Origin of the sequence: Luteitalea sp. (assembly GCF_022842525.1) — a bacterium.
GTDB lineage: Bacteria > Acidobacteriota > Vicinamibacteria > Vicinamibacterales > Vicinamibacteraceae > Luteitalea.
Window position 1 is genome coordinate 13,192 of sequence record NZ_JALHPM010000068.1, and the last position, 18,719, is coordinate 31,910.

The 18,719-nt window shown below is 70.0% G+C and carries 14 protein-coding genes; 8 read left to right on the plus strand and 6 right to left on the minus strand.

All coding sequences use genetic code 11. The features are described 5' to 3' along the window. The first annotated feature begins 50 nt into the window (after positions 1 to 50). Both Q0C41_RS14805 and Q0C41_RS14810 read left to right on the plus strand, forming a co-directional pair. Complete coding sequence (locus Q0C41_RS14805) at positions 51 to 1,295, plus strand: DUF4010 domain-containing protein (protein WP_291984670.1); 1,245 nt, start codon at positions 51 to 53, stop codon at positions 1,293 to 1,295. A 38-nt stretch (positions 1,296 to 1,333) separates the two neighbouring features. Next, entirely contained in the window at positions 1,334 to 2,839 is a 1,506-nt protein-coding gene (locus Q0C41_RS14810; protein ID WP_291984672.1) for an amidohydrolase family protein, read from the plus strand. Positions 2,840 to 2,854: 15 nt separating this feature from the next. On the opposite strand, the gene Q0C41_RS14815 is transcribed toward Q0C41_RS14810, so the two are convergent. Continuing rightward, on the minus strand, positions 2,855 to 3,523 hold the full coding sequence (locus Q0C41_RS14815; protein WP_291984674.1) for a PEP-CTERM sorting domain-containing protein: 669 nt from the start codon (positions 3,521 to 3,523) through the stop codon (positions 2,855 to 2,857). Between the two features lie 289 nt (positions 3,524 to 3,812). Between Q0C41_RS14815 and Q0C41_RS14820 the strand changes: the two genes are divergently transcribed. The 4 genes from Q0C41_RS14820 (at position 3,813) to Q0C41_RS14835 (ending at position 7,718) form a co-directional block, all read left to right on the plus strand. Next, the gene (locus tag Q0C41_RS14820; RefSeq protein WP_291984676.1) at positions 3,813 to 4,676 is read left to right on the plus strand and encodes a phosphoenolpyruvate hydrolase family protein; all 864 of its coding nucleotides are present in this window, start codon (positions 3,813 to 3,815) and stop codon (positions 4,674 to 4,676) included. 11 nt (positions 4,677 to 4,687) lie between these two features. Next, the gene (locus tag Q0C41_RS14825; RefSeq protein WP_291984678.1) at positions 4,688 to 5,959 is read left to right on the plus strand and encodes a Tm-1-like ATP-binding domain-containing protein; all 1,272 of its coding nucleotides are present in this window, start codon (positions 4,688 to 4,690) and stop codon (positions 5,957 to 5,959) included. Positions 5,960 to 6,097: 138 nt separating this feature from the next. After that, positions 6,098 to 6,946, plus strand: coding sequence for an Ig-like domain-containing protein (locus tag Q0C41_RS14830; RefSeq protein WP_291984680.1), 849 nt, complete (start codon positions 6,098 to 6,100; stop codon positions 6,944 to 6,946). 16 nt (positions 6,947 to 6,962) lie between these two features. Continuing rightward, on the plus strand, positions 6,963 to 7,718 hold the full coding sequence (locus Q0C41_RS14835; protein ID WP_291984682.1) for an alpha/beta fold hydrolase: 756 nt from the start codon (positions 6,963 to 6,965) through the stop codon (positions 7,716 to 7,718). Here the strand turns inward: Q0C41_RS14835 and Q0C41_RS14840 are convergent. Next, positions 7,715 to 8,785 (minus strand): DUF5009 domain-containing protein, encoded by a 1,071-nt coding sequence (locus Q0C41_RS14840; protein WP_291984684.1) that lies wholly within the window; start codon positions 8,783 to 8,785, stop codon positions 7,715 to 7,717. The genes Q0C41_RS14835 and Q0C41_RS14840 overlap by 4 nt on opposite strands. Before the next feature lie 59 nt (positions 8,786 to 8,844). Here Q0C41_RS14840 and Q0C41_RS14845 point away from each other — a divergent pair, with 59 nt between their 5' ends. Further along, positions 8,845 to 10,263, plus strand: coding sequence for a M20/M25/M40 family metallo-hydrolase (locus Q0C41_RS14845; RefSeq protein WP_291984686.1), 1,419 nt, complete (start codon positions 8,845 to 8,847; stop codon positions 10,261 to 10,263). Between the two features lie 29 nt (positions 10,264 to 10,292). Here the strand turns inward: Q0C41_RS14845 and Q0C41_RS14850 are convergent, their stop codons facing one another. From Q0C41_RS14850 to Q0C41_RS14860, 3 genes are all read right to left on the minus strand, one after another. Beyond that, a complete protein-coding gene (locus Q0C41_RS14850; protein WP_291984688.1) occupies positions 10,293 to 10,670 on the minus strand; it encodes a VOC family protein in 378 nt (125 codons plus the stop codon). A gap of 42 nt (positions 10,671 to 10,712) precedes the next feature. Further along, positions 10,713 to 14,549 carry a carboxypeptidase regulatory-like domain-containing protein gene (locus Q0C41_RS14855; RefSeq protein WP_291984690.1) on the minus strand — a complete coding sequence of 1,279 codons (3,837 nt, stop codon included), beginning with the start codon at positions 14,547 to 14,549 and terminating at the stop codon, positions 10,713 to 10,715. An 87-nt stretch (positions 14,550 to 14,636) separates the two neighbouring features. Next, a complete protein-coding gene (locus Q0C41_RS14860; protein ID WP_291984692.1) occupies positions 14,637 to 16,049 on the minus strand; it encodes an alginate export family protein in 1,413 nt (470 codons plus the stop codon). Positions 16,050 to 16,171: 122 nt separating this feature from the next. On the opposite strand from Q0C41_RS14860, the gene Q0C41_RS14865 reads away from it, so the two are divergent. Beyond that, complete coding sequence (locus Q0C41_RS14865; protein ID WP_291984693.1) at positions 16,172 to 17,407, plus strand: VanZ family protein; 1,236 nt, start codon at positions 16,172 to 16,174, stop codon at positions 17,405 to 17,407. A gap of 6 nt (positions 17,408 to 17,413) precedes the next feature. Here the strand turns inward: Q0C41_RS14865 and Q0C41_RS14870 are convergent, their stop codons facing one another. Further along, on the minus strand, positions 17,414 to 18,556 hold the full coding sequence (locus Q0C41_RS14870; RefSeq protein WP_291984695.1) for a cytochrome-c peroxidase: 1,143 nt from the start codon (positions 18,554 to 18,556) through the stop codon (positions 17,414 to 17,416). Positions 18,557 to 18,719 lie beyond the last annotated feature (163 nt).

Sequence of the window (18,719 nt, forward strand, 5' to 3'; positions counted from 1 at the left end):
GTCATCATACTCATCCGGCCGCCGGCGGGATTTTCTGTGAGAATGCGCCCATGGTGCCCGCCTACCTGGTCGGTCTGGTCATCGCGGCGCTGGGCGGCGCGGCGATCGGCGTCGAGCGGCAATGGTCGGGGCACGCCGACGGCCCGCAGGCGCGCCTCGGCGGCATCCGCACCTTCACCCTGCTGGGGCTGATGGCCGGTGTGGCCGGCTGGCTCTGGACGCTCGGCGTGACATGGCTGGCCGTCGTCCTGGTGGTCGGTGGTGTCGGCGTCGTGGTCGCTGCCTACGTGCGGGCGAGCCACGCCGACATCGATGCCACGACGGAGGTCGCGGCCCTCGTGGTGCTGGCGGCCGGCGTGCTGGCCGGGATCGGCCAGGTGCAGATCGCGAGCGGCATCGTCGCCGTGACCAGCGTGCTGCTCGTCGAGAAGTCACGGCTGCACGGGTGGGTCGCGCGTATCGCCGACCGCGACCTGCGCGCCGCGGCCAGGTTCGGGGTGATGGCGCTGGTCGTGCTGCCACTGCTTCCGCAGGGGCCGTTCGGGCCGCTGGGCGGCGTGCGTCCTCGCGAGCTGTGGGCGCTGGTCCTGTTCTTCTCGGGGCTCAGCTTTCTCGGGCACCTCCTGCGCAAGGGCGTGGGCCCCGGGCAGGGCTATTTGTTCAGTGGACTCGCGGGCGGGCTGTTGTCGTCCACCAACGTCACGTGGACCTTCAGTCGGCTGAGTCGCGCAGAGCCATCGCTGGCGCGGCCCCTGGCGTTCGGCGCGGTCGCGGCCAACGCCGTCCTCTATCCGCGTGTGCTGACGGTGACCGCGGTGCTCAATGCGCCGCTCGTGCCCGTGCTCGCACGCTACCTGGCGGCACCAGCGCTGGTCGCGCTCGGCATCGCCCTCGTCGGTGTCCTCGCGGCCCGCCGGGATGCGGCCGGGCCCGCGACCTCCGACGAGGCCAATCCGCTGCAACTGCGGTCGGCCCTGCAGATGGCGGTGCTGTTCCAGGGCGTGCTGATGCTGGTGCACCTCGCGCGCATCACCCAGGGCTCGGCCGGGGTCTACGCCAGTGCGGCGGTCCTGGGGCTGACCGACGTCGACGCCCTGACCCTGTCGATGGCGCGTGACGTCGCGCAGGCGATCTCGCTCGAGACGGCCGCGCGGGCGATTGCGATCGGCGTCCTGGCCAACACCTGCATGAAGACCGCGATGGCCGTCGTCTTCGGCGACACCACGTTCCGGATGATCGCGGGTGGCGCGCTGGTCGCCATGGCGATGGCCCTCGGGGTGGTGCTGACCCTGTAGACCATCGGCTCGAAGCGGCACGGGTACACTACCGAGCCATGCACTGGACGAACCGGTACGGCCTGGCGACGGCGCTCGCCATGGTGGGCTGGGCGGGGCTCGGCGCACTGGTGACGGGTGCGGCGCAGGAGTCCGCAGCCTGGATGATCACGGGCGCACAGGTGGCCGACGGGACCGGCGCGCCGCTGCGAGTGGCCAATGTGCGGGTCGTCGGCGACACCATCGCCTCGATCGGGAGTGACGCCCCGCAGGCGGGCGACCGCGTCGTGGATGGCGCGGGGCTCGTCATCGCCCCCGGCTTCATCGACGTCCACAACCACTCCACCGATGGCATCGCCACCGACCGTGCCGCGGCCACCCAGATCGCCCAGGGCATCACGACGGTGCTCGTCGGCCCGGACGGCAGTTCACCGCCAGCCATCGCCGCCTACCTGGCGGCTCGGCGCGCGAGTCCGGCGACGCTGAACGTCGCCACGCTCATCGGCCACGCCACCGTCCGGACGCAGGTGATGGGGGAGGACTACCGCCGACCGGCCACGCAAGACGAGGTCGCCCGCATGGCCGCCCTCGTGGACACGGGCATGCGCGAGGGCGCCTTCGGCCTGTCGTCAGGCCTCGAGTACGTGGTCGGCAGCTACGCCACGACGGACGAAGTGGTCGCGCTCGCGAAGGCGGCCGCGGCTCATCGTGGGGTGTACATCTCGCACATTCGCGACGAGGCCGACGTGGTCATGGACGCCGTGAAGGAGACGATCGCGATCGGCGAGCGCGCCCGCATCCCCGCGCAGATCACCCACGTCAAGCTCGGCACGATCGGCGTCTGGGGCAAGGCCCGCGAGGTGGTGGCGCTGGTCGAGGCCGCCCGGGCCCGCGGCGTCGACGTGACGGCGGACGCCTATCCGTACCTGGCGTGGCAGTCCAATCTCAAGGTGCTGGTGCCGAACAAGCGGTACACGGACCCGGCCAGCGTCAAGGAAGCCCTCGACGACGTCGGTGGGGGCAGGAACATCCAGTTCACGCGCTTGCCGCGCTACCCGCAGTATCAGGGCAAGCGTCTGAGCGAGGCCGCCGCCGCCGAAGGCCTCGGCGAGGTCGACTTCTTCATCCGCATCGCCGAGGACGAGGTCGGCATCATCGGGCACACGATGTCGGAGCCGGACCTCGAGGCGTTCTATCGGCAGCCGTGGGTGATGGTGGCCAGTGACGGCGGCGTCGGCAACAACCACCCACGCGGCGCCGGCACGTTCCCGCGGGTGCTGGGCCGCTTCGTGCGCGAGCAGCCATGGCTGTCGCTGCCCGAGGCCATCCGGAAGATGACGTCGCTGCCCGCGGCCCGTCTCGGGCTGGCCGACCGGGGCCGCATCGTCGTCGGTGCGAAGGCAGACCTCGTGCTGTTCGACCCGGCCACGATTGTCGACCGGTCGACCTTCGAGGTGCCACGCGCACTGGCCGAGGGCGTGCGTCTGGTCTGGGTCAACGGCGAACCCGTCTGGCGCGAGGGGCAGGTGACGAGCGCACGTCCTGGCCGTGCGCTCGGCAGATAGCGACCCGCGGAGCGGCTAGCGTCGGCGGCGACGGAGGACGCCGGCGCCGAGCAGCGCGCTGCCGAGCAGGACAAGGCTGGTGGGCTCGGGGACCGACGGATTGCCCTCGATGACGTAGACCTGGTCGATCACGATGTCCTTGGACGGCGAGCGGTTGGTCAGGAAGCTGAACGACACGAGGTAGTTGCCGGCGGTGGTGATCGTCGTGGCGCCGGCGTACGTCTGCCACAGGGCGACCGGCCCGGTCGACACGTTGTAGCTGGCCAGATCGACGCCCGCGATGCTGCCGACGAAGACGGCGTCCCCGGCGTTGGCGTAGCCGTTGCGCGGCGCGTAGGTGCTGAAGCCAATCTGATAGACGCCGGGATTGAGGAAGATCGACTGCGACAGCGTCTCCACGTTCGAGAAGTCGGAGACGAAGTAGGCCGCCCGCAGGCCCGCGGCGTCGGGCGAGTTGGTGGGGGCGTTCTGCTGCGGAATGGCCTCGCCGAAGGCGCCGACCGGATAGGGCTGCGCGGCGCCATACAGAATCGTCGTCACAGGGTAGCTGGCCGGGGCATTGGTCTTGGTCCAGCCTGTCAGCCCGTCTTCGAAACTGCCGTTGAGCACGAGGTTGGCGGCCTCCGCGGTTCCTGAGGCACACGAAGCAGCGACGATCACGGCGAGCACGACATTCTTCAACATCACCACACGACTCCTGGGGGGAGCACCCCAAAGAAGAGCAAGGGCTGTGCCATAGGCATGAACGCCTCGAATCCTCGTGCGGATGGACTTTGTGATGATGCGCTCCAGGGAAGTCACCTCTGTGGCGGACCAAATGGATGCCCAGGGCTGATCGCCGCCGGTCGCGGCCCGCCATCGCATAGAATCGCCGCCGACTCGGAGGCGTCCGCCCGCTCCCCGGTGGAGCCGGTCGCCCGATTCCCGACTCCCGACTCCCGACTCCCGACTCCCGATTCCCCGGAGGAACCCCGTGATCGTCCCGAGAACGTCCCGCACCGCGATTCTGACGAAGCTGCAGGCCAAGGTGGCCCAGCGCCTGCCGATCCACATCGCCAGCGCCGGCAGCGGCCTGGTGGCCAAGCTGCTCGAGGCCGCGGGTGTGGACTGCATCAACACCTTCTCGGGCGCACGGCTGCGCGCCAACGGCATGGGCACGATGTCGATGCTGTGGCCGATCCTCGACTCGAACAAGCAGACGCTGGACTACACGCGGGAGGACATCATGCCCGCCATCAAGGGCGATGCCTTCATCTGCGCCTGCCTCAATGCCAACGACCCGCTGAAGGACATGCGCATGGTGCTCGACGACTGCCTGCGGATGGGCGTCCAGTCGGTGTCCAACATCGGGCCGTCGATCTCCTACGTGGACAAGGGCAGCGAGATTCGCAAGGTGCTGACGAGCGCCGGCATCACGCTGCAGAACGAGATCGACCTGCTCAAGCTCGGGCGGGAGATGGACATGGTGACCATCGGCCTCGCCTTCGACGAGGAAGACAGCATCCGGATGGTCGAGGAAGCGCAGCCCGACATCTTCTGTTTCCACGCCGGCACCACCAAGGGTGGGCTGCGCGGCTACGACTCGGGCGAGACCATCGAGGAGACGGCGCGGCGGACCGAGGATGCCAACCAGAAGCTGCGCGCGCTCAAGAAGGACATCATCCTCGTGGCGCATGGCGCGGCGATGGAATCGCCGGCCGATGCGCAGTACATCCTCGATCACACGTCCTGCGAGGGCTTCTGGACCGGGTCGTCGACCGAGCGCCTGCCCATCGAGCGCGCCGTGTCGGCCGCCGCGAAGGAGTTCCAGGCGCTGCGCTTTCCCGACAATCGCTGAGGGGAGCCGAGATGCCCACGAAAGTCATCGCCGTTCTCGCGACGCTGGACACCAAGGGTGAGGAAGCCGAGTTCCTGCGCGAGCAGCTCGAGGCGCTCGGCAGCCGCGCGTTGCTGGTCGACATCGGCGTGATGAACACGCCGGCGACGCGTGCCGACGTGACGCGTGCCCAGGTCGCGCGCGCCGGCGGCACCGCCCTGGCCGCGCTCAAGGCCGGCAAGTCGCGCGAGGCCTCGCAGCCGGTGATGTCGGCTGGGGCCACCAAGGTGCTCCTGCAGCGCATCGGCAAGGGGGAGGTCCACGGCGTCATCGGCCTCGGTGGGTTGCAGGGCACCGCGGCGTGTACGGCCGTGATGCGGGCCCTGCCCTACGGGCTGCCCAAGGTGATGGTGTCCACCGTCGCGTCGGGCGATACGTCGTCGTACGTCGGCATCTCGGACATCACGATGATGTTCTCGGTCGGCGACATCATCGGCCTCAACCAGTTCATGCGGAAGGTGCTGGCCAACGCCGCGGGTGCGGCGCACGGCATGGCCCAGGTCACGGTCGCGCTGCAGACGCGGGCGCGGGGCAGCAAGCCGCTGATCGGCATCTCGAACCTCGGCGTGCTGACGCGCGGCACGCTGCTGGCGATCGAGCTGTTTCGCCAGCGCGGCTACGAGTCGATCGTGTTCCACGCGGTCGGGACGGGCGGGCGCGCCATGGAGCTGATGATGAAGCAGGGCATCATCGGCGCCGTCTTCGACTACGCGATGGGCGAGATCAGCGACGAGCTGTTCCACGGACTGCGGGCCGGAGGGGCCGAGCGCCTGACGGTGGCGGGCGCGCTGGGCTTGCCCCAGGTGTTGTGCCCGGGCGGATCGGAACACCTCGGCATCCTCGTATCGGTGCCGCACCAGCTGCCCGATCGCTGGAAGGACCACGCGCACGTCTGGCACAACGAAGTCGTGCTGGCACCGCGCCTGAACGTCAGGGAACTGAAGATGGTGGCGCGCGAGGTCGGCAGGCGCCTGCAGTCCACGCGCGGCAACGCGGTGCTGATGATCCCGCAGCTCGGCACCGGCAGCTACGCGATGCCCGGTGGGCCGATGAACAACCCGAAGGACGACAAGGCCTACTTCACGGCACTGAAAGCCGCCGTGCCGTCGACGATCGAGGTGGTGGAGCGGCCGTTGCACGCCGAGGATCCCGCGTTCGTCGCCGAAGCGGTCGATCGCCTGATCGCGCTGATCAAGCGTGGTCGCACGGCCACCCGTCGTCGGAGGCCCGCCGCGCGTCGATGATCGTGGAACGCGCACGCGGTGGGCGGTCACGCGACGGCAGATCCTCGAGAGACTTTCTCTGGACTAATTCGACTCTCGGGATGTTTATTCCTATAATTCCCCGGTCACGACGGACGTGACCACCCTCCGGGAATGCGGATGACGACGGAACGCAGGCAGAGCGGCACGTGGGACCAGCCGCGCGTGGCGGTCGGGGCCCTGGCCCTGGCTCTTGGCATGGGACTGGCGGCAGCGGGTTGCTCGGGCGAGACCACCACGCGTACCGTGACGGTCACCTCGCCCTCACCGACGCCGACGACGTCGACGCCGACCATCTCCAGCGTGCGCGTGACCGGGCCAACCGAGATCACCACGCCGGGGGGCACCGCGCAGTTCACGGCCACGGTGACCTTGTCCACGGGCGCCACCGAGGATCGCACCAGCACCGCCACGTGGACGTCCGAGAACGCCGCGGTCGCGACCGTGGCGGCCAACGGGACCGTCACGGCGGTGGCTGATGGCGCCGCGAACATCACGGCGGCCTTCGCCGCGGTGCGTGGATCGGCCGGCGTGATGGTCCGGCTGCCGCGGCGCGCGCCTGACCCCGTCGGTGGAGCGCGCCTGCCGCTGCCGAACGTGCGCACCCTCGTGGAGCAACTCTCGGCCGCCCGGCCTGAACTGATCGGCCAGTCCTGCCCGGGTGACCCCCGCGTCAAGTACCGCAACAACCCCTGGCTCGACTACATCGTCGACGAACTGCGCAAGCAGGACACGCGCTGGGGGTACAACACCAAGCCGACACGCGGAGCGGGAGACAACGGCGGCCAGCCAGTCATCGCGGCCGGTGACGAAATCGCGTACAACTACGGCCCCGGTCCGGACGAGGGGTCCCGCAACGTCTACCTGATCGACGTCCTGGCTGGTCATTGCGGACCGACCCCCTCGGTGACCTGGCGCGACTTCACGGGCGAAGAGCCCGGCATCTGGACGGGCCTCGGCCGTTTCTGACGTGCAGTCACTCCCCTTGGATGTTCGCAACGGCGCAGGCGAGCGCCTCGACTACGGGTGGTACCCAATCGGCGAGTCGGCCGGCTCGCCACCACCGGCCGTCGTCGTCATCGGTCACGGCGTGACCTCGCATTGGGACCGTCCCTGGCAGACCGAACTGGCGGCGGCGCTGGCCTTCGCCGGACTGCCGTCGTTGCTCGTCTCGTTTGCCGGCAATGGCCTCTCGGAGGGACGCTTCGACGACGTCACACCGACCAAGGAAGCGGCCGATCTCGGCAGCGTCCTCGACGCGCTCCAGGCCTGGGGCGTGCAGCGTCTGGCCTACGCCGGCCACAGCATGGGCGGCGCGGTCGGTTGCCTGCGCGCCTCGACCGACGCGCGCATCGAGGCGCTCGTCTCGCTGGCCGGGATGTTCCACGTCGATGCGTTCATGCAGCGTACCTTCGGCCACCTTCCGTACGGCGGTCTGATGCTCGACAAGCCGGGGTGCCCGTGGAATCCGGCCCTCGAGGCCGACGCCGCGCATCTCGGGTCACTGACGGCGCAGGCCGCCGCCGTACGCGCGCCCTGGCTGCTCGTGCATGGCGATGCCGACGAACTCGTCCCGCTGCAGGATGCGCTGGACGCACGGGCCGCCGCCGGTGGTCGTCCCGACCTCGTCATCCTGCGTGGGGTGGATCACCGGTTCACGGACGCGATTCGGGCCATGTCGACCGCCGTCGTGTCGTGGCTCCAGCAACACCTGCCGGCGGACGCGCCGGGCCGCCGCTAGACCTTCAGGAAGAGACGACGGTTGTAGCACCACAGCAGCACGGCCCACGCCGCCAGCGCGAACAGCGCGTGCTGCAGCACCGGCAGCCAGACGCCGCCGAGCGTCGGCTCGAGCAGGGTCAGCCAGGCGCGCGTCGCACTGCGGAACCAGCCGGCGAACGCGTTGCCGAGGATGTACGCGGCCATCGAGTTCGCGCCGACCACCACGAGCGGAAACGTCCAGCGTCGCCAGCCGCGGGCCTCGATGAGCCAGAAGCTCGCGGCGAGCATGAGGGTCGTCCAACCGGCCGAGTAGACGGTGAAGCTCGGCGTCCAGATGCGCTTGATGATCGGGAACCAGGCGCCCAGCGTCAGCCCCAGGCCGATGCCGAGCAGGCCCGCGACGGCCAGGGTCGCGCTCGTGCGGTGCGCCGGTCGCAAGACGCGGACGTACTGCCCGGCCATGACGCCGGCGATGATCGTGACGCTGGCCGGGATCGCATTCATGCCGACGTAGTGGCCGCTGTAGTTGCGGCCCAGCAACCAGCGATCGAAGGCGCCGCCGATGTTCTCGTAGCCCTGGGCCCAGGGCCCGTCGGGGCCGTTCCACGGGTTGGTCATCCACAGCAGCTGGTAGCCGACGAGGATGGCGGCTGCGACGATGGCCTGGGTCGAGCGCGCGCGGTCGAGCACGGCAAACGCCACCAGATAGCCGAAGGCGATCTGCTGCAGCACGCGGATGAACCCGATCTGCACCCGGTCGGCGCCGATGTGATCCAGCAGCACTCCGATGACGACGAGCATGACGGCCCGGCGCACCGCGTGGACGGCCTGCGCCGGCCAGGCCTCGCCACGGGCCGCGCGGGCCGCGAAGGCGAAGGGCATCGCCACCCCGACCATGAACATGAAGGCCGGCTGGATCAGATCCCAGTAGACCGTGCCTTCCCAGGCGACGTGTTCGTTCTGACGGGCCAGCCAGCCGAGCCACGGGTGTCCGTCGAGCGAGTGGAAGATGCCGCCGCAGAGCAGCGTCAGCATGATCAGGCCGCGATAGGCGTCGAGCGAGACGAGTCGTGTCGGTGGACTCATGCGGGTGCCGGCATGGTACGTCAGTGGGCAGACACCGACGCGCTAGACTGCGAGCCGTGATGCCCAACTGGCGTGTGTTCCTCATCCTCGTGCTGTGCCTGGCGACCGCGTCGTCGGGCCGAGGTGACCAGCCCCCGTCTTCCGACGCCGACGCGTGGGAGGCGGAAGCGCTGCGCCACTTCCTCGCCATCCTTCGCCTCGACACGCGGAATCCGCCGGGCAACGAGGTGCAGGTCGTCGACTACCTCAAGGGCGTGCTGGAGCCGGCAGGCATCGAGGTGAAGGTCTTCGCGCGCGACCCCAACCGCCCGAACCTCGTGGCCCGGCTCAGGGGCAACGGTTCGAAGCGACCGCTGCTGCTCATGGGGCACACCGACGTGGTGACGGTGGACGAGACCAAGTGGACGCACCCGCCGTTCTCTGCCACGCGCGCCGGCGGCTACATCTATGGCCGGGGCTCGCTGGACGACAAGCCGAGCGTCGCGGCCGGGCTCATGACGATGCTGCACCTGAAGCGCAGCGGCGTGGCCCTCGATCGCGACGTGATCTTCCTGGCCGAGGCGAGCGAGGAGGGCAATGGCCCGTTCGGCATCAATCACATGGTGGCCGAACACTGGCCGGAGATCGACGCCGAGTACTGCCTGGCCGAGGGGGGGAGCGTGGTGCGTGAGGGCGGCCAGGTCCGCTTCGCCAGTGTGACGGCCACCGAGAAGATCCCCCACACCATCCGGATGGTGGCCCGTGGCGTTGCCGGACACGGGTCGGTGCCGCTGCAGAGCAACCCGATCGTGCACCTGTCGCAGGCCATCGCCAGGATTGCGGCCTGGCGGACGCCGATGCGACTCAACGAGACGACACGCGCCTACTTCGATGGCCTGGCGCGCCTCTCGCCCCCAGAGGACGCGGCGCGCTACCGCGCCATCGTCGAGGGCCGCGACGTCGAGGCGGTGCAGAATCATTTCGCGGCGAAGGCGCCGCTGTTCCATGCGCTGCTGCGGACGTCGATCTCGCCCAACGTGATCACGGGCGGCTATCTCCGCAACGTGATCCCGTCGGAGGCCGAGGTGATCCTCGACATCAGGGCCCTGCCGGACGAGGACATGCCGGCGTTTCTCGATCGCTTGCGGGCCCTCGTCGACGACCCGGCCATCGAGCTGCTCCCCGCGGCCACGGGCAACGGCCGCCCGGCTGCGCCACCGTCAGGGCTCGGGACCGAGGCCTTCGCCGTCATCGAGGCGGCGCATCGTCGTGTGTACGGCGTCGCCACGCTACCGACGATGATGTCCGGCGCGACCGATGCCGCGCAGGTGCGGGCGCGCGGCGTGCAGTGCTACGGCATCGGCCCGATGATCGATCGCGAGGACGCCGCGAAGGGCTTCGGGGCACACGGCGACCAGGAGCGCATCCTCGAAGCGGCGTTCCTGCAGTTCGTCCGGGTGCACGCCGAGATCGTCCGCGAGCTTGCCGCCGCGCGCTAGATGGGGAGCGCCTGGCCGCTCGCGCGCGCCTACGCCATCGAGTGCAGTCCGACCTTGTTGCCCTCGGTGTCGATGAAGAGCGCGAAGAAGCCGAAGTCGTTGCCGATCTCGGTCTTCGGCACGGCGATCGAGCCGCCCGCCTGCTCGACACGCGACAGCATGGGCGCGAGGTCGTCGCCGCCGTTCAGGTACACCGTCGTGCCCTCCGTCGAGGGCGTGACGCCCCCACCGTGCACGATTGCCCCTCCGACCGCGTTCTGGTCAGCCGACAGCATCCCCATCGTCATGGGGCCCATCTCGAGGGTGTGGATCGTCAATCCGAGCACGGCTTCGTAGAAGGTCTTCGCGCGAGCGAAGTCGGTCACCGGGATCTCGAACCAGTTCAGGGCATGGACGGGCTGTGACATGGCGGGAGTCTGCCACAGCCGACGACCTTCGGGGAATGCCCGCTACCGCAGGCGCGTGCCGAGGTTGTTGGAGCCCGCGGCCCACGTGACGCCACCGGCATTGCTGTACATGGCGCGCTCGACGACGATCTGCGCGGGGTTGGCGCCGAGGCTCTCGATCACGGCGCCGAAGCGGCGGTTCGCTGCCGCGGGGACGTCCACGGCGACGGCGATGTTGGCGCGCGAGTTGGCCGTCAGGGCGCGCGTCAGCACGCTGGTGCTGCCGTCCTCGTAGACGATCGTCACCCGCACCGTGCCGTCGGCATTCGAGGTGTTCGCGATCAGCAGATACGTCTCGACGCCTGACGGCCCGCCGACTTCGCCATCGGCGACGGCCCACCGGGTGCCCGACCGCAGCGCCCCGGCCGAGTCGTGCCCCTCCACCCACTGCGAGGCCTCGCCCGGCCACCACATCGCGCGCTCGGCGACGAAGCCGACGCCGTTGGCCGCGGTGAACGTGGCCGACACGGCCGTGTTCGCGAGCGGCAACCCGGTGCGGCCCGGGAACGTCTCGACGTCAGCCCAGACGTTGAAGCGGCTCTGCGGCGCCACGGCGTACTGCTTGGTCAGCACCCGGCCGTCCGGCAGCAGGTAGCGCCCATCGATGATCGCTGGCGTCGTGCCTGGATTCGCGATCAGGTAGAACAGGTCGAAGTACGGTCCGGTGGCGCCCTCGGCGAAGAACCACTGCAGGGCAGGGCCCGGGACGGCCGCCGCCTCGTGGCCGGCCGCGAACAACTGCCCCGGCGTGTTGCTGTACATCGCCCGCTCGACGATCACCGGCAGCGACGATACGAAGACGGCAGAGACCTCGGCGCGCGCCAATCGCGGATCCTCGACGTTGACCCAGATGTTCTGTCGCGTCCGTGCCGGCACCGAATAGAGCTTCGTGAAGGGTTGCGCCGGCGCCGGCAGCAGGTAGGTCACCTCCACCGCGGCGGCCGTGTCACCCGGGTTCTGCATCAGGTAGAAGAGCTGGAAGTTGCCCGTCGTGGCGCCCTCCGCGAGGTACCACGTGGTTCTCGGCTCGGCGAGGCTGGTCTCGGCGTGGCTGCCATATCCGGACGCATCCCAGCGCATCGTCCGGTCGGCGATGAGCGGCTGGTCCGACGACACGACGGTCGAGAACTCGGCGACCTCCAGCCCCGGGATGCTCTTGGGGTCGATGGTGGCGCGCTGCAGGCCGTCGAGCGGCACGTCCTGCACGATGTCGGTGCCGCTGGACGTCTGGAACGTCAGCCGGGCGGTGGTGGGCGTGCCACTCGCGTTGAGCAGCGCGATGCGCGTGTCGAAGAAGCCGCTGGTGGCGCCCTCGGCGAAGTAGCGCGTGAAGGTGCCCGACGTCACGACGATCGTGAGCGGCGTCGTTCCGCACGCGGCGGTGGTGCCCGTCACCGACGCGGGCTCGAAGGCGAACCCCGGCAGGCTCGGCGTCACCGTGTACGACTGTCCGGGGGCGACAGCGGTGAACGTGTATCTGCCGTCGCCGTCCGTCACGGCCGTCGCGTTGGCCGCGCCCGTCAGCGTGACCGTGACGCCGGCCACCGCACCGTCGAGTCCATCGCGGATGACGCCCGAGATCGCCGGCGCGCACGTGGCCGTGAAGTCCGCCACTTGATCGGACGTCAGGTTCGCGAACGACACGGTGCTCGGCGCGAACGTGTAGCCCGTCGCCGATGGTGTCACCTGGAAGGTGCCGTCCCCGGGCAGATTGGCGAGCAGGTAGCTGCCATTGCTGGCGGTCGTCACGCTGGCGAAGGCGCTGCCGGCCACCGTCACGGTCACGCCAGCCAGCCCGATGCCGCCGGCACGCACGACACCGGCAATCGACACGGGCGGTGCCAGCGTGTCCCTGATGGACGTGCTCGCCGACGCGGCGTTGTTCGCGGGCACGGGATCGGTCGGCGCCGCCGAGACCGAGGCCTGGAGCGTGGCTTCGCGTGGGTCGCCGTAGGTCACCGACACGGTGCGGGAGGCGCTGGCGCCGACGCCCACCGTGCCGAGCGGGAAGCGCAGGACTCCGGCGACGGGCGTGACGCCGCCCTGGGCCGAGACGACCAGGGCGCCATCGGGCACCGGCACGCTGAGTACCGTGTTGGTGGCCGCCGCAGGACCGGCGTTCGTGATGGCGAGGGTGTAGACGACCGGCTGGCCGACCAGCGCCGGATCGGGCGCGTCGGCGATCGAGACCGCCACGTCGGCCACGCCGAGCGCGGGCGCGAAGATGTTGAGACCGACCGTCGGCGGGGTCACCAGGAGGTTCGTGGCCTCGCTGAAGAACGCCGCCCCTCCACCCGGCAGCAGCGTCGACGACCCGCTGGCCGCGTTGGCTGTCGCGGTGACCCCGGCGGGCACGATGCTCTTGACGCTGGTGGTCAGGGCGATGCGGTCGCGCACGAAGACGTCCTCGGCGCCATTGGCGTCCATCACGACGGCGGGATTGACGAAGTTGGTCGCGGCCGACCGCCACGCGACGTAGCGGCCATCGGCGCTGACCCCCTCGAGCGCGGCGCTCTGGTTGCCACCCGCCGGCACCTCGGAGTCGCGCGTCAGCAAGGAGATCGCCCCGGCGCGCGTCGCGCCAGACACCGGCCTGGCGAAGATGTCGACGAACGAGGCGGTGTCGCTGACCGTGTCGACCAGATCCGTGGCGAGGCTCTCGAACACCACGACACTGCCATCACGGCTGATGATCGGGCCGGTCGAGTCGCCGTTGCCACCGAGGCCCGACGTCGTGCGACTGACCAGCGTGGTCGGCGCGGTTGCGGTGGTCAGGTCGCGAACGAACACGTTCCTTCGCCCGCTCGTCGCCTCCGCCGCCAACTCGACCTGCGTGGCGCTCGCCGTGAACGCCGCGAACGCGCCGTCAGCCGTCATGGAGAAACTGGCGTCGGTCGACGCGTCCGCCACATTCACCGTGACGCCCGGTGCGACGATGGACTGGCCGGTGGCGGCAGACACCAGCACGATGTCGTCGGTGGCCCAACGATACAGGTAGAGGTTGCGCGCGGTGCTGCCGTTGGGAATCAGCTGCGCGAACGAGGCGCTGAACAGCAACCGCGTGCCGTCGGCACTGAGGACGCCGGGATACTCGCTGGTCGTCGTCTCGACGCCCGCCGGCGAGCCCCGTCTCGTATCCGTGCTCTGGCGGCTCACGAGGCGCGTCGTGCCGGCCTGCAGGTCGCGGACGTACAGGTCGACCATCGGGCCGTTGTCGTCGATGAAGTCCGGCACCAGTTGCCTGAGCGTGCCAGCGCCCGCGCTCGAGAAGGCGACGTACCGGCCGTTCTCGCTCATCACCATCTCCCGCACCCCGGCGGCGAAGAACGGCGGCACGGCGACGTCCACCAGCGTCAGCGCACGTGTCTGCCGGTCGAAGACCCAACCCGAAGGGCTGTCGCCGACATACGACCACGCATCGCTCAGCAGGTTGGTGGCCGTGCTCCTGAACGCCACGTAGCGACCGTCCGGCGTGATCTGCACGTCGGCCCTGCAGGTCCCGTTGCTCGTGATGCTCGGGTCGGCCGCCGATCGGGTCAGGATCTCGGTGGTGCCAGCGACGATGTCGCGGACGTAGACGTTGCTGGTGGCACTGCCACCAGTAGTCCCGGGCACGAGATCGGCGGGCAACGCGGCCGAGCAGAACGCGACGTACCGGCCATCGCCGGAGACCGCGACGCGCGCGGCCCGCTCGGCGGTGGCCGAGTCCGGCGTCGCGGCCTTCACCGTGACCAGGTCGAGGACGACCTGCCCGGTCGCGACGTGCGGCACCAGGATCGAGGCGGCGGTCAGGAGCCCCAGCAGGCCGTGGCGCGTTGGGCGAAGCGTGTCGAGGACCACGCTGACTACGGTATGCGAAGACCGCCTGCCTCGTCGCGGACAGGGCACGGACGGCCCCGGCCCGCCGGGTCGCGGGCAGCTCTGCCGTCAGCGGAACGGGTGCAGCGTCACTTCCGCGTACGGGATGTGCGAGGCGTTGGTCCGCCCGCTGGTCGCCGAGGTGAAGTCCCCCGGCTTGAAGCGCGCGTAGCCGAGATTCACACCCAGCCGGGACCCGATGGGAAATCGCACCCGCACGTCGAACTCGTGGCCCATGAAGGTCCCGCTCTGGCCACTGAGGTCGCGCAACCCGGCGACGTTCCAGCGGTCGGTGGCGCTCGCGAGCCAGTACCCGCTGAGCCCGGCGTCGACGCGCAGCACCGCCGACGGCGTCAGCTCGATCCGCAGCTTGGAGGCCCGCAGGTTCTCCCACTGGAGGTAGTCGCTGGCCGAGAAGGGGCGCGCGAAGCCGAACAGCCGCTCGAAGCGCTCGCTCGCCTGATCGAACGGGTTGCGGTCGCCGCTCGCGTACGTGTGGTTGACGCTCAGTCGAGGGCGCCACGCCTGCGCTGTCGAATAGCCACCCTCGACGACCGCGGCGGTGGCGCGATGCGATCGCGGCCCGTCGTCACCGCGCTGTGCGGCGAGATCGACGTCCCAGTCGAGGCCGGTGCGTCCGACGACGCCGTAGGCGCGGAGCCCCATGGTGTGGATGTCTCGAGACACGCCCGTCGACGCCCGGGCGCCGTCCTGGGTCAGCCGCAGGTAGTACGGCTGCATCGTCGCCACGCGCGACCAGCGCCGCGCATCGACGATGGCCCCGGTCAGCCACTGGGCGCGGTCCGGCTGGTCCAGGCCCGAGAGGAGTCGTCGCACCGGCTTGAGCGCGAGCAGGTCGACCTGCCACGCGCCTGTCGACCTGCCGACGGTGGCGCGCACGCCGTCGAAGGTGTTGGTCGTGTTGCGCCACTCGTTGCGAGCGATGAGGCGCCGATCGAGTGTCTCGAAGGCGTGCCGCCCCACCTTGACGCTGACGGGTCGGCTCTTGCCGGCGCCGTTGGCGAAGTGCAGTTCCGCATAGGCCTGGATGGGTTCGGTCAGGTTCACGTCGCGGTCGTCCGGCGCGAACTGGCCGCCGAGGCGTCTCGAGTCGGTCAGCTCGACGACGAACCGGAACGGATCGAGGCCTTGGCGTATCCCCACGTACAGGCGCGTCCGCAACAGCAGCAGATCGTCCACGGCCGGCTCGCGACGGCGATAGTCGTTGTCGTGATGCTCGACACGCGTCCGGAACTCCACGCCGAGGTCCAGCCAGTCCACGTCCTCGATGCCGGGCAAGCCGGTGCGCCGGGCGGGACGCACATATCGGGGCGGCTCGGCCTCCGGCCGCAGCCCATAGCCACGAGGCTCGACCAGAAAGGACGGCGCCGGCGCCGGCTGGCTGGTGGCTGGGCCGGGTTGCGCCGAGGCCGTGGCGACCCCGAGCGAGGCACCGAGCGCGGCGACCGCCAGGCCTCGCATCACCCTCTGGCGAGTGGAACGTCCCATTGTCGGAGGTGATGCCGGCTTGCCGGACGGGGCGCGGCCTGCCATGGTGTCCTGCAGCATATCGGCCAGACCGTCAGCCGTCACCAGTCACGACCATGCCCGTCCCTTCGTCCGCGCGCCGCACGAGCCTGTTCGCGCTGCTGCTCTATACCGCCTTCATCGTGTACCAGTCGCTGGCGCAGGGCGGTGCGTGGATGTGTACCGGGGCCGTGCTCGAGGTCGGGGCGCGGATCTCTCGCTCCGACATGCTGGCCAACGTGGTGGCCTACGTGCCCCTCGGCCTGCTGCTCGTGCTCGCGGCGACGCGCGCGTGGGTGGGGCCGTCTGGCCGCCCGCCACTGGTGCGCGTGCTGGCCACCGTGGTCGGCGCGACCGTCGCCATTGGCCTGCTCTCGCTGGGCATGGAACTGGTACAGGCCTGCCAGGCCGCCCGCGTGTCGTCCCTCTACGACCTCATCGCCAATGTCACCGGCGGTGCCCTGGGCGTGGGGGCCGGCCTGGCGCTGCGCGCGGCGCCAACCCTTCTCGGTCCACGACCGCCGTCGTCTGTCAGCACACCGGATGTGCGGCTGCGCCTGCTGACCGCGGCGGTGGCGCTCGGCTGGGTCGTGTCGCAGACCATGCCGTGGGTGTTTGCCGTGGACGTCGGCACGGTGCGCTCGAATCTGTCGTTCCTGCGGCACTGGGCAGACGGCGCACCGCTGGATGCGTGGCGGCTGCTGCGACATGCGGGGGCCTGGGGAGCCGTGGGCTGCGCCTGTCGCCTGCTCGCCCGTGGCCGGATGCCGAGTCTCGCCGCGTTCGTGCTCACGGCAGGCGTCTCACTGGCCCTGCAGCTCCTGCTCGACGCGAATGCGCCGCTGTCGTTCGAGGAACTCGCCGGCATGACCGTCGCCGGGGTGGGCATCGCCTCGTCGTTGCTCGTGAGCAGAGAGGCCTGCCACACGCGTCGCTGGGCGTCCGCGCTGCTGCTCGGCGCGGCCTTCACCGTGGCCGCGTACGAGTTGCGGCCTGTACCCGGCGCCGCCGTCCACACCTTCAGCTGGTTCCCGCGTGTCGGTCTCGGCGGACTGCTCGGCGCCATCGACTACGCGCTGCTGTTCGGCTGGTTCGGGCTGGCCGCCGTCGTCGCCGCGCGATGGGCCGACGCCGACGGGCACACGCATGCTCGTCGACGCTGGCCCGCTGGCGCGATCCTCGCGACCTTCCTGCTCGAAGTGGCGCAGACCGGGATTCCCGGTCGTGGTCCGGACCTGTCGGCGCCCCTCTTCACGGTCCTGGCGGCGCTCCTCGCTGCCGCGGTGCTGGCAGACGGCCGCGGAGACGGCTGATCACGTTCACGGGGCCGGTCGTGGCGTCGTGGCTACGCTCGGCGGCAGGATGGGCAGCGTGACGACAGGCTGCGTGCCCGTCAGGCTTCCCATGAACGCCGTGAGGGCGTCGATCTCGGCATCGGTCAGCGTGCTGCCCAGTTGCGCATCACCCATCACGGCCACGGCCTGACGCAAATCCCACACGGTGCCGGTGTGGAAGTAGGGCGCCGTCAGCGTGATGTTGCGCAAGGTCGGCACCTTGAAGCTGTACGCATCGCTGTCGACCTTCGTCACCGTGAAGCGGCCCTTGTCGCCCGGCGGCAGGAGCGCCGCGCCTGGCGAGGCGAAGACGCCGAACTTCGCGTACATGCCGCCGCCGATGTTGATGCCGTTGTGGCACCTGATGCAGCCCTTGTCGATGAACGTCGACAGACCGGTCTTCTCGTGCGCCGACAACGCGGACGCGTCGCCCTTCAGGTAGCGGTCGAATGGCGCGTTCGGGGTCAGCAGACTTGCCTCGAAGACGGCGAGGGCCTTCTGCGCGTTGGCGAGCGTGACCGCATCGGCCTCACCAGGGAAGGCGCGCGCGAAGGCGTCGCGATACCCGGGGATGCCGCGCAACTGCTCGGGCACGTGCACCTCCGGTGAGGCCATCTCGACGGGATTGACCATCGGGCCGCCGGCCTGGGCCTCGAGGTCGGCGGCGCGGCCGTCCCAGAACTGCGCGGTGTTGAAGACCGCGTTCAGGACGGTCGGCGCGTTGCGCGTGCCACGCTGCCAGCGGTGGCCGATCGACGTCTCTTCGTTGTCGGTGCCACCCAGGCCCAGGTTGTGGCAGGAACTGCAACTGATCGCGTGGCTGGCCGCCAGCCGCGGGTCGAAATAGAGCATCTTCCCGAGCGCCACCTTCTCGGGAGTGGCCGCGTTGCCGGGAAGCTCCGGCGGGGTGTCTGGAATCACCGTGAACAACTGGCGCGCGGTGACCAGCAGCGGCTCGGGAGCGGGAGTGGCGGTCGTCGTTGCCGGCGGCCCCACAGGCGTTCCTGCGTCGCTGCCGGTGGTCTGCCGCTCGCACGCGGCAAGAGCGAGGCTGGAGGCAACGAGGATCGTGAGGGCAAGGCACTTCATGAGGACGAACTCCTTGAAGGCGTCGTGTCGGAGCGTCACGGCATGCCTGCAAGTATGCGCCTCATTGGTGGGCGTGGCGCGCGGCTAGCTGTTGAGTACAAGCACGTTGTTCATCACGCGGCGCACCGCAGTCGAGTGATGGGTGGGTGATAGTTCAGGCTGGCGTGCGGCCGTCCCTGGTTGTAGTACCGCAGCCAGGGCC

Excerpts from the sequence above, each read along its gene's own strand:
- Q0C41_RS14850 (WP_291984688.1), bottom strand. The coding sequence starts at position 10,670 with ATGTCACAGCCCGTCCATGCCCTGAACTGGTTCGAGATCCCGGTGACC.
- Q0C41_RS14840 (WP_291984684.1), bottom strand. The coding sequence starts at position 8,785 with ATGAGTCCACCGACACGACTCGTCTCGCTCGACGCCTATCGCGGCCTG.
- Q0C41_RS14810 (WP_291984672.1), top strand. The coding sequence starts at position 1,334 with ATGCACTGGACGAACCGGTACGGCCTGGCGACGGCGCTCGCCATGGTG.
- Q0C41_RS14830 (WP_291984680.1), top strand. The coding sequence starts at position 6,098 with ATGACGACGGAACGCAGGCAGAGCGGCACGTGGGACCAGCCGCGCGTG.
- Q0C41_RS14805 (WP_291984670.1), top strand. The coding sequence starts at position 51 with ATGGTGCCCGCCTACCTGGTCGGTCTGGTCATCGCGGCGCTGGGCGGC.
- Q0C41_RS14825 (WP_291984678.1), top strand. The coding sequence starts at position 4,688 with ATGCCCACGAAAGTCATCGCCGTTCTCGCGACGCTGGACACCAAGGGT.
- Q0C41_RS14860 (WP_291984692.1), bottom strand. The coding sequence starts at position 16,049 with ATGCGAGGCCTGGCGGTCGCCGCGCTCGGTGCCTCGCTCGGGGTCGCC.
- Q0C41_RS14865 (WP_291984693.1), top strand. The coding sequence starts at position 16,172 with ATGCCCGTCCCTTCGTCCGCGCGCCGCACGAGCCTGTTCGCGCTGCTG.
- Q0C41_RS14815 (WP_291984674.1), bottom strand. The coding sequence starts at position 3,523 with ATGTTGAAGAATGTCGTGCTCGCCGTGATCGTCGCTGCTTCGTGTGCC.
- Q0C41_RS14845 (WP_291984686.1), top strand. The coding sequence starts at position 8,845 with ATGCCCAACTGGCGTGTGTTCCTCATCCTCGTGCTGTGCCTGGCGACC.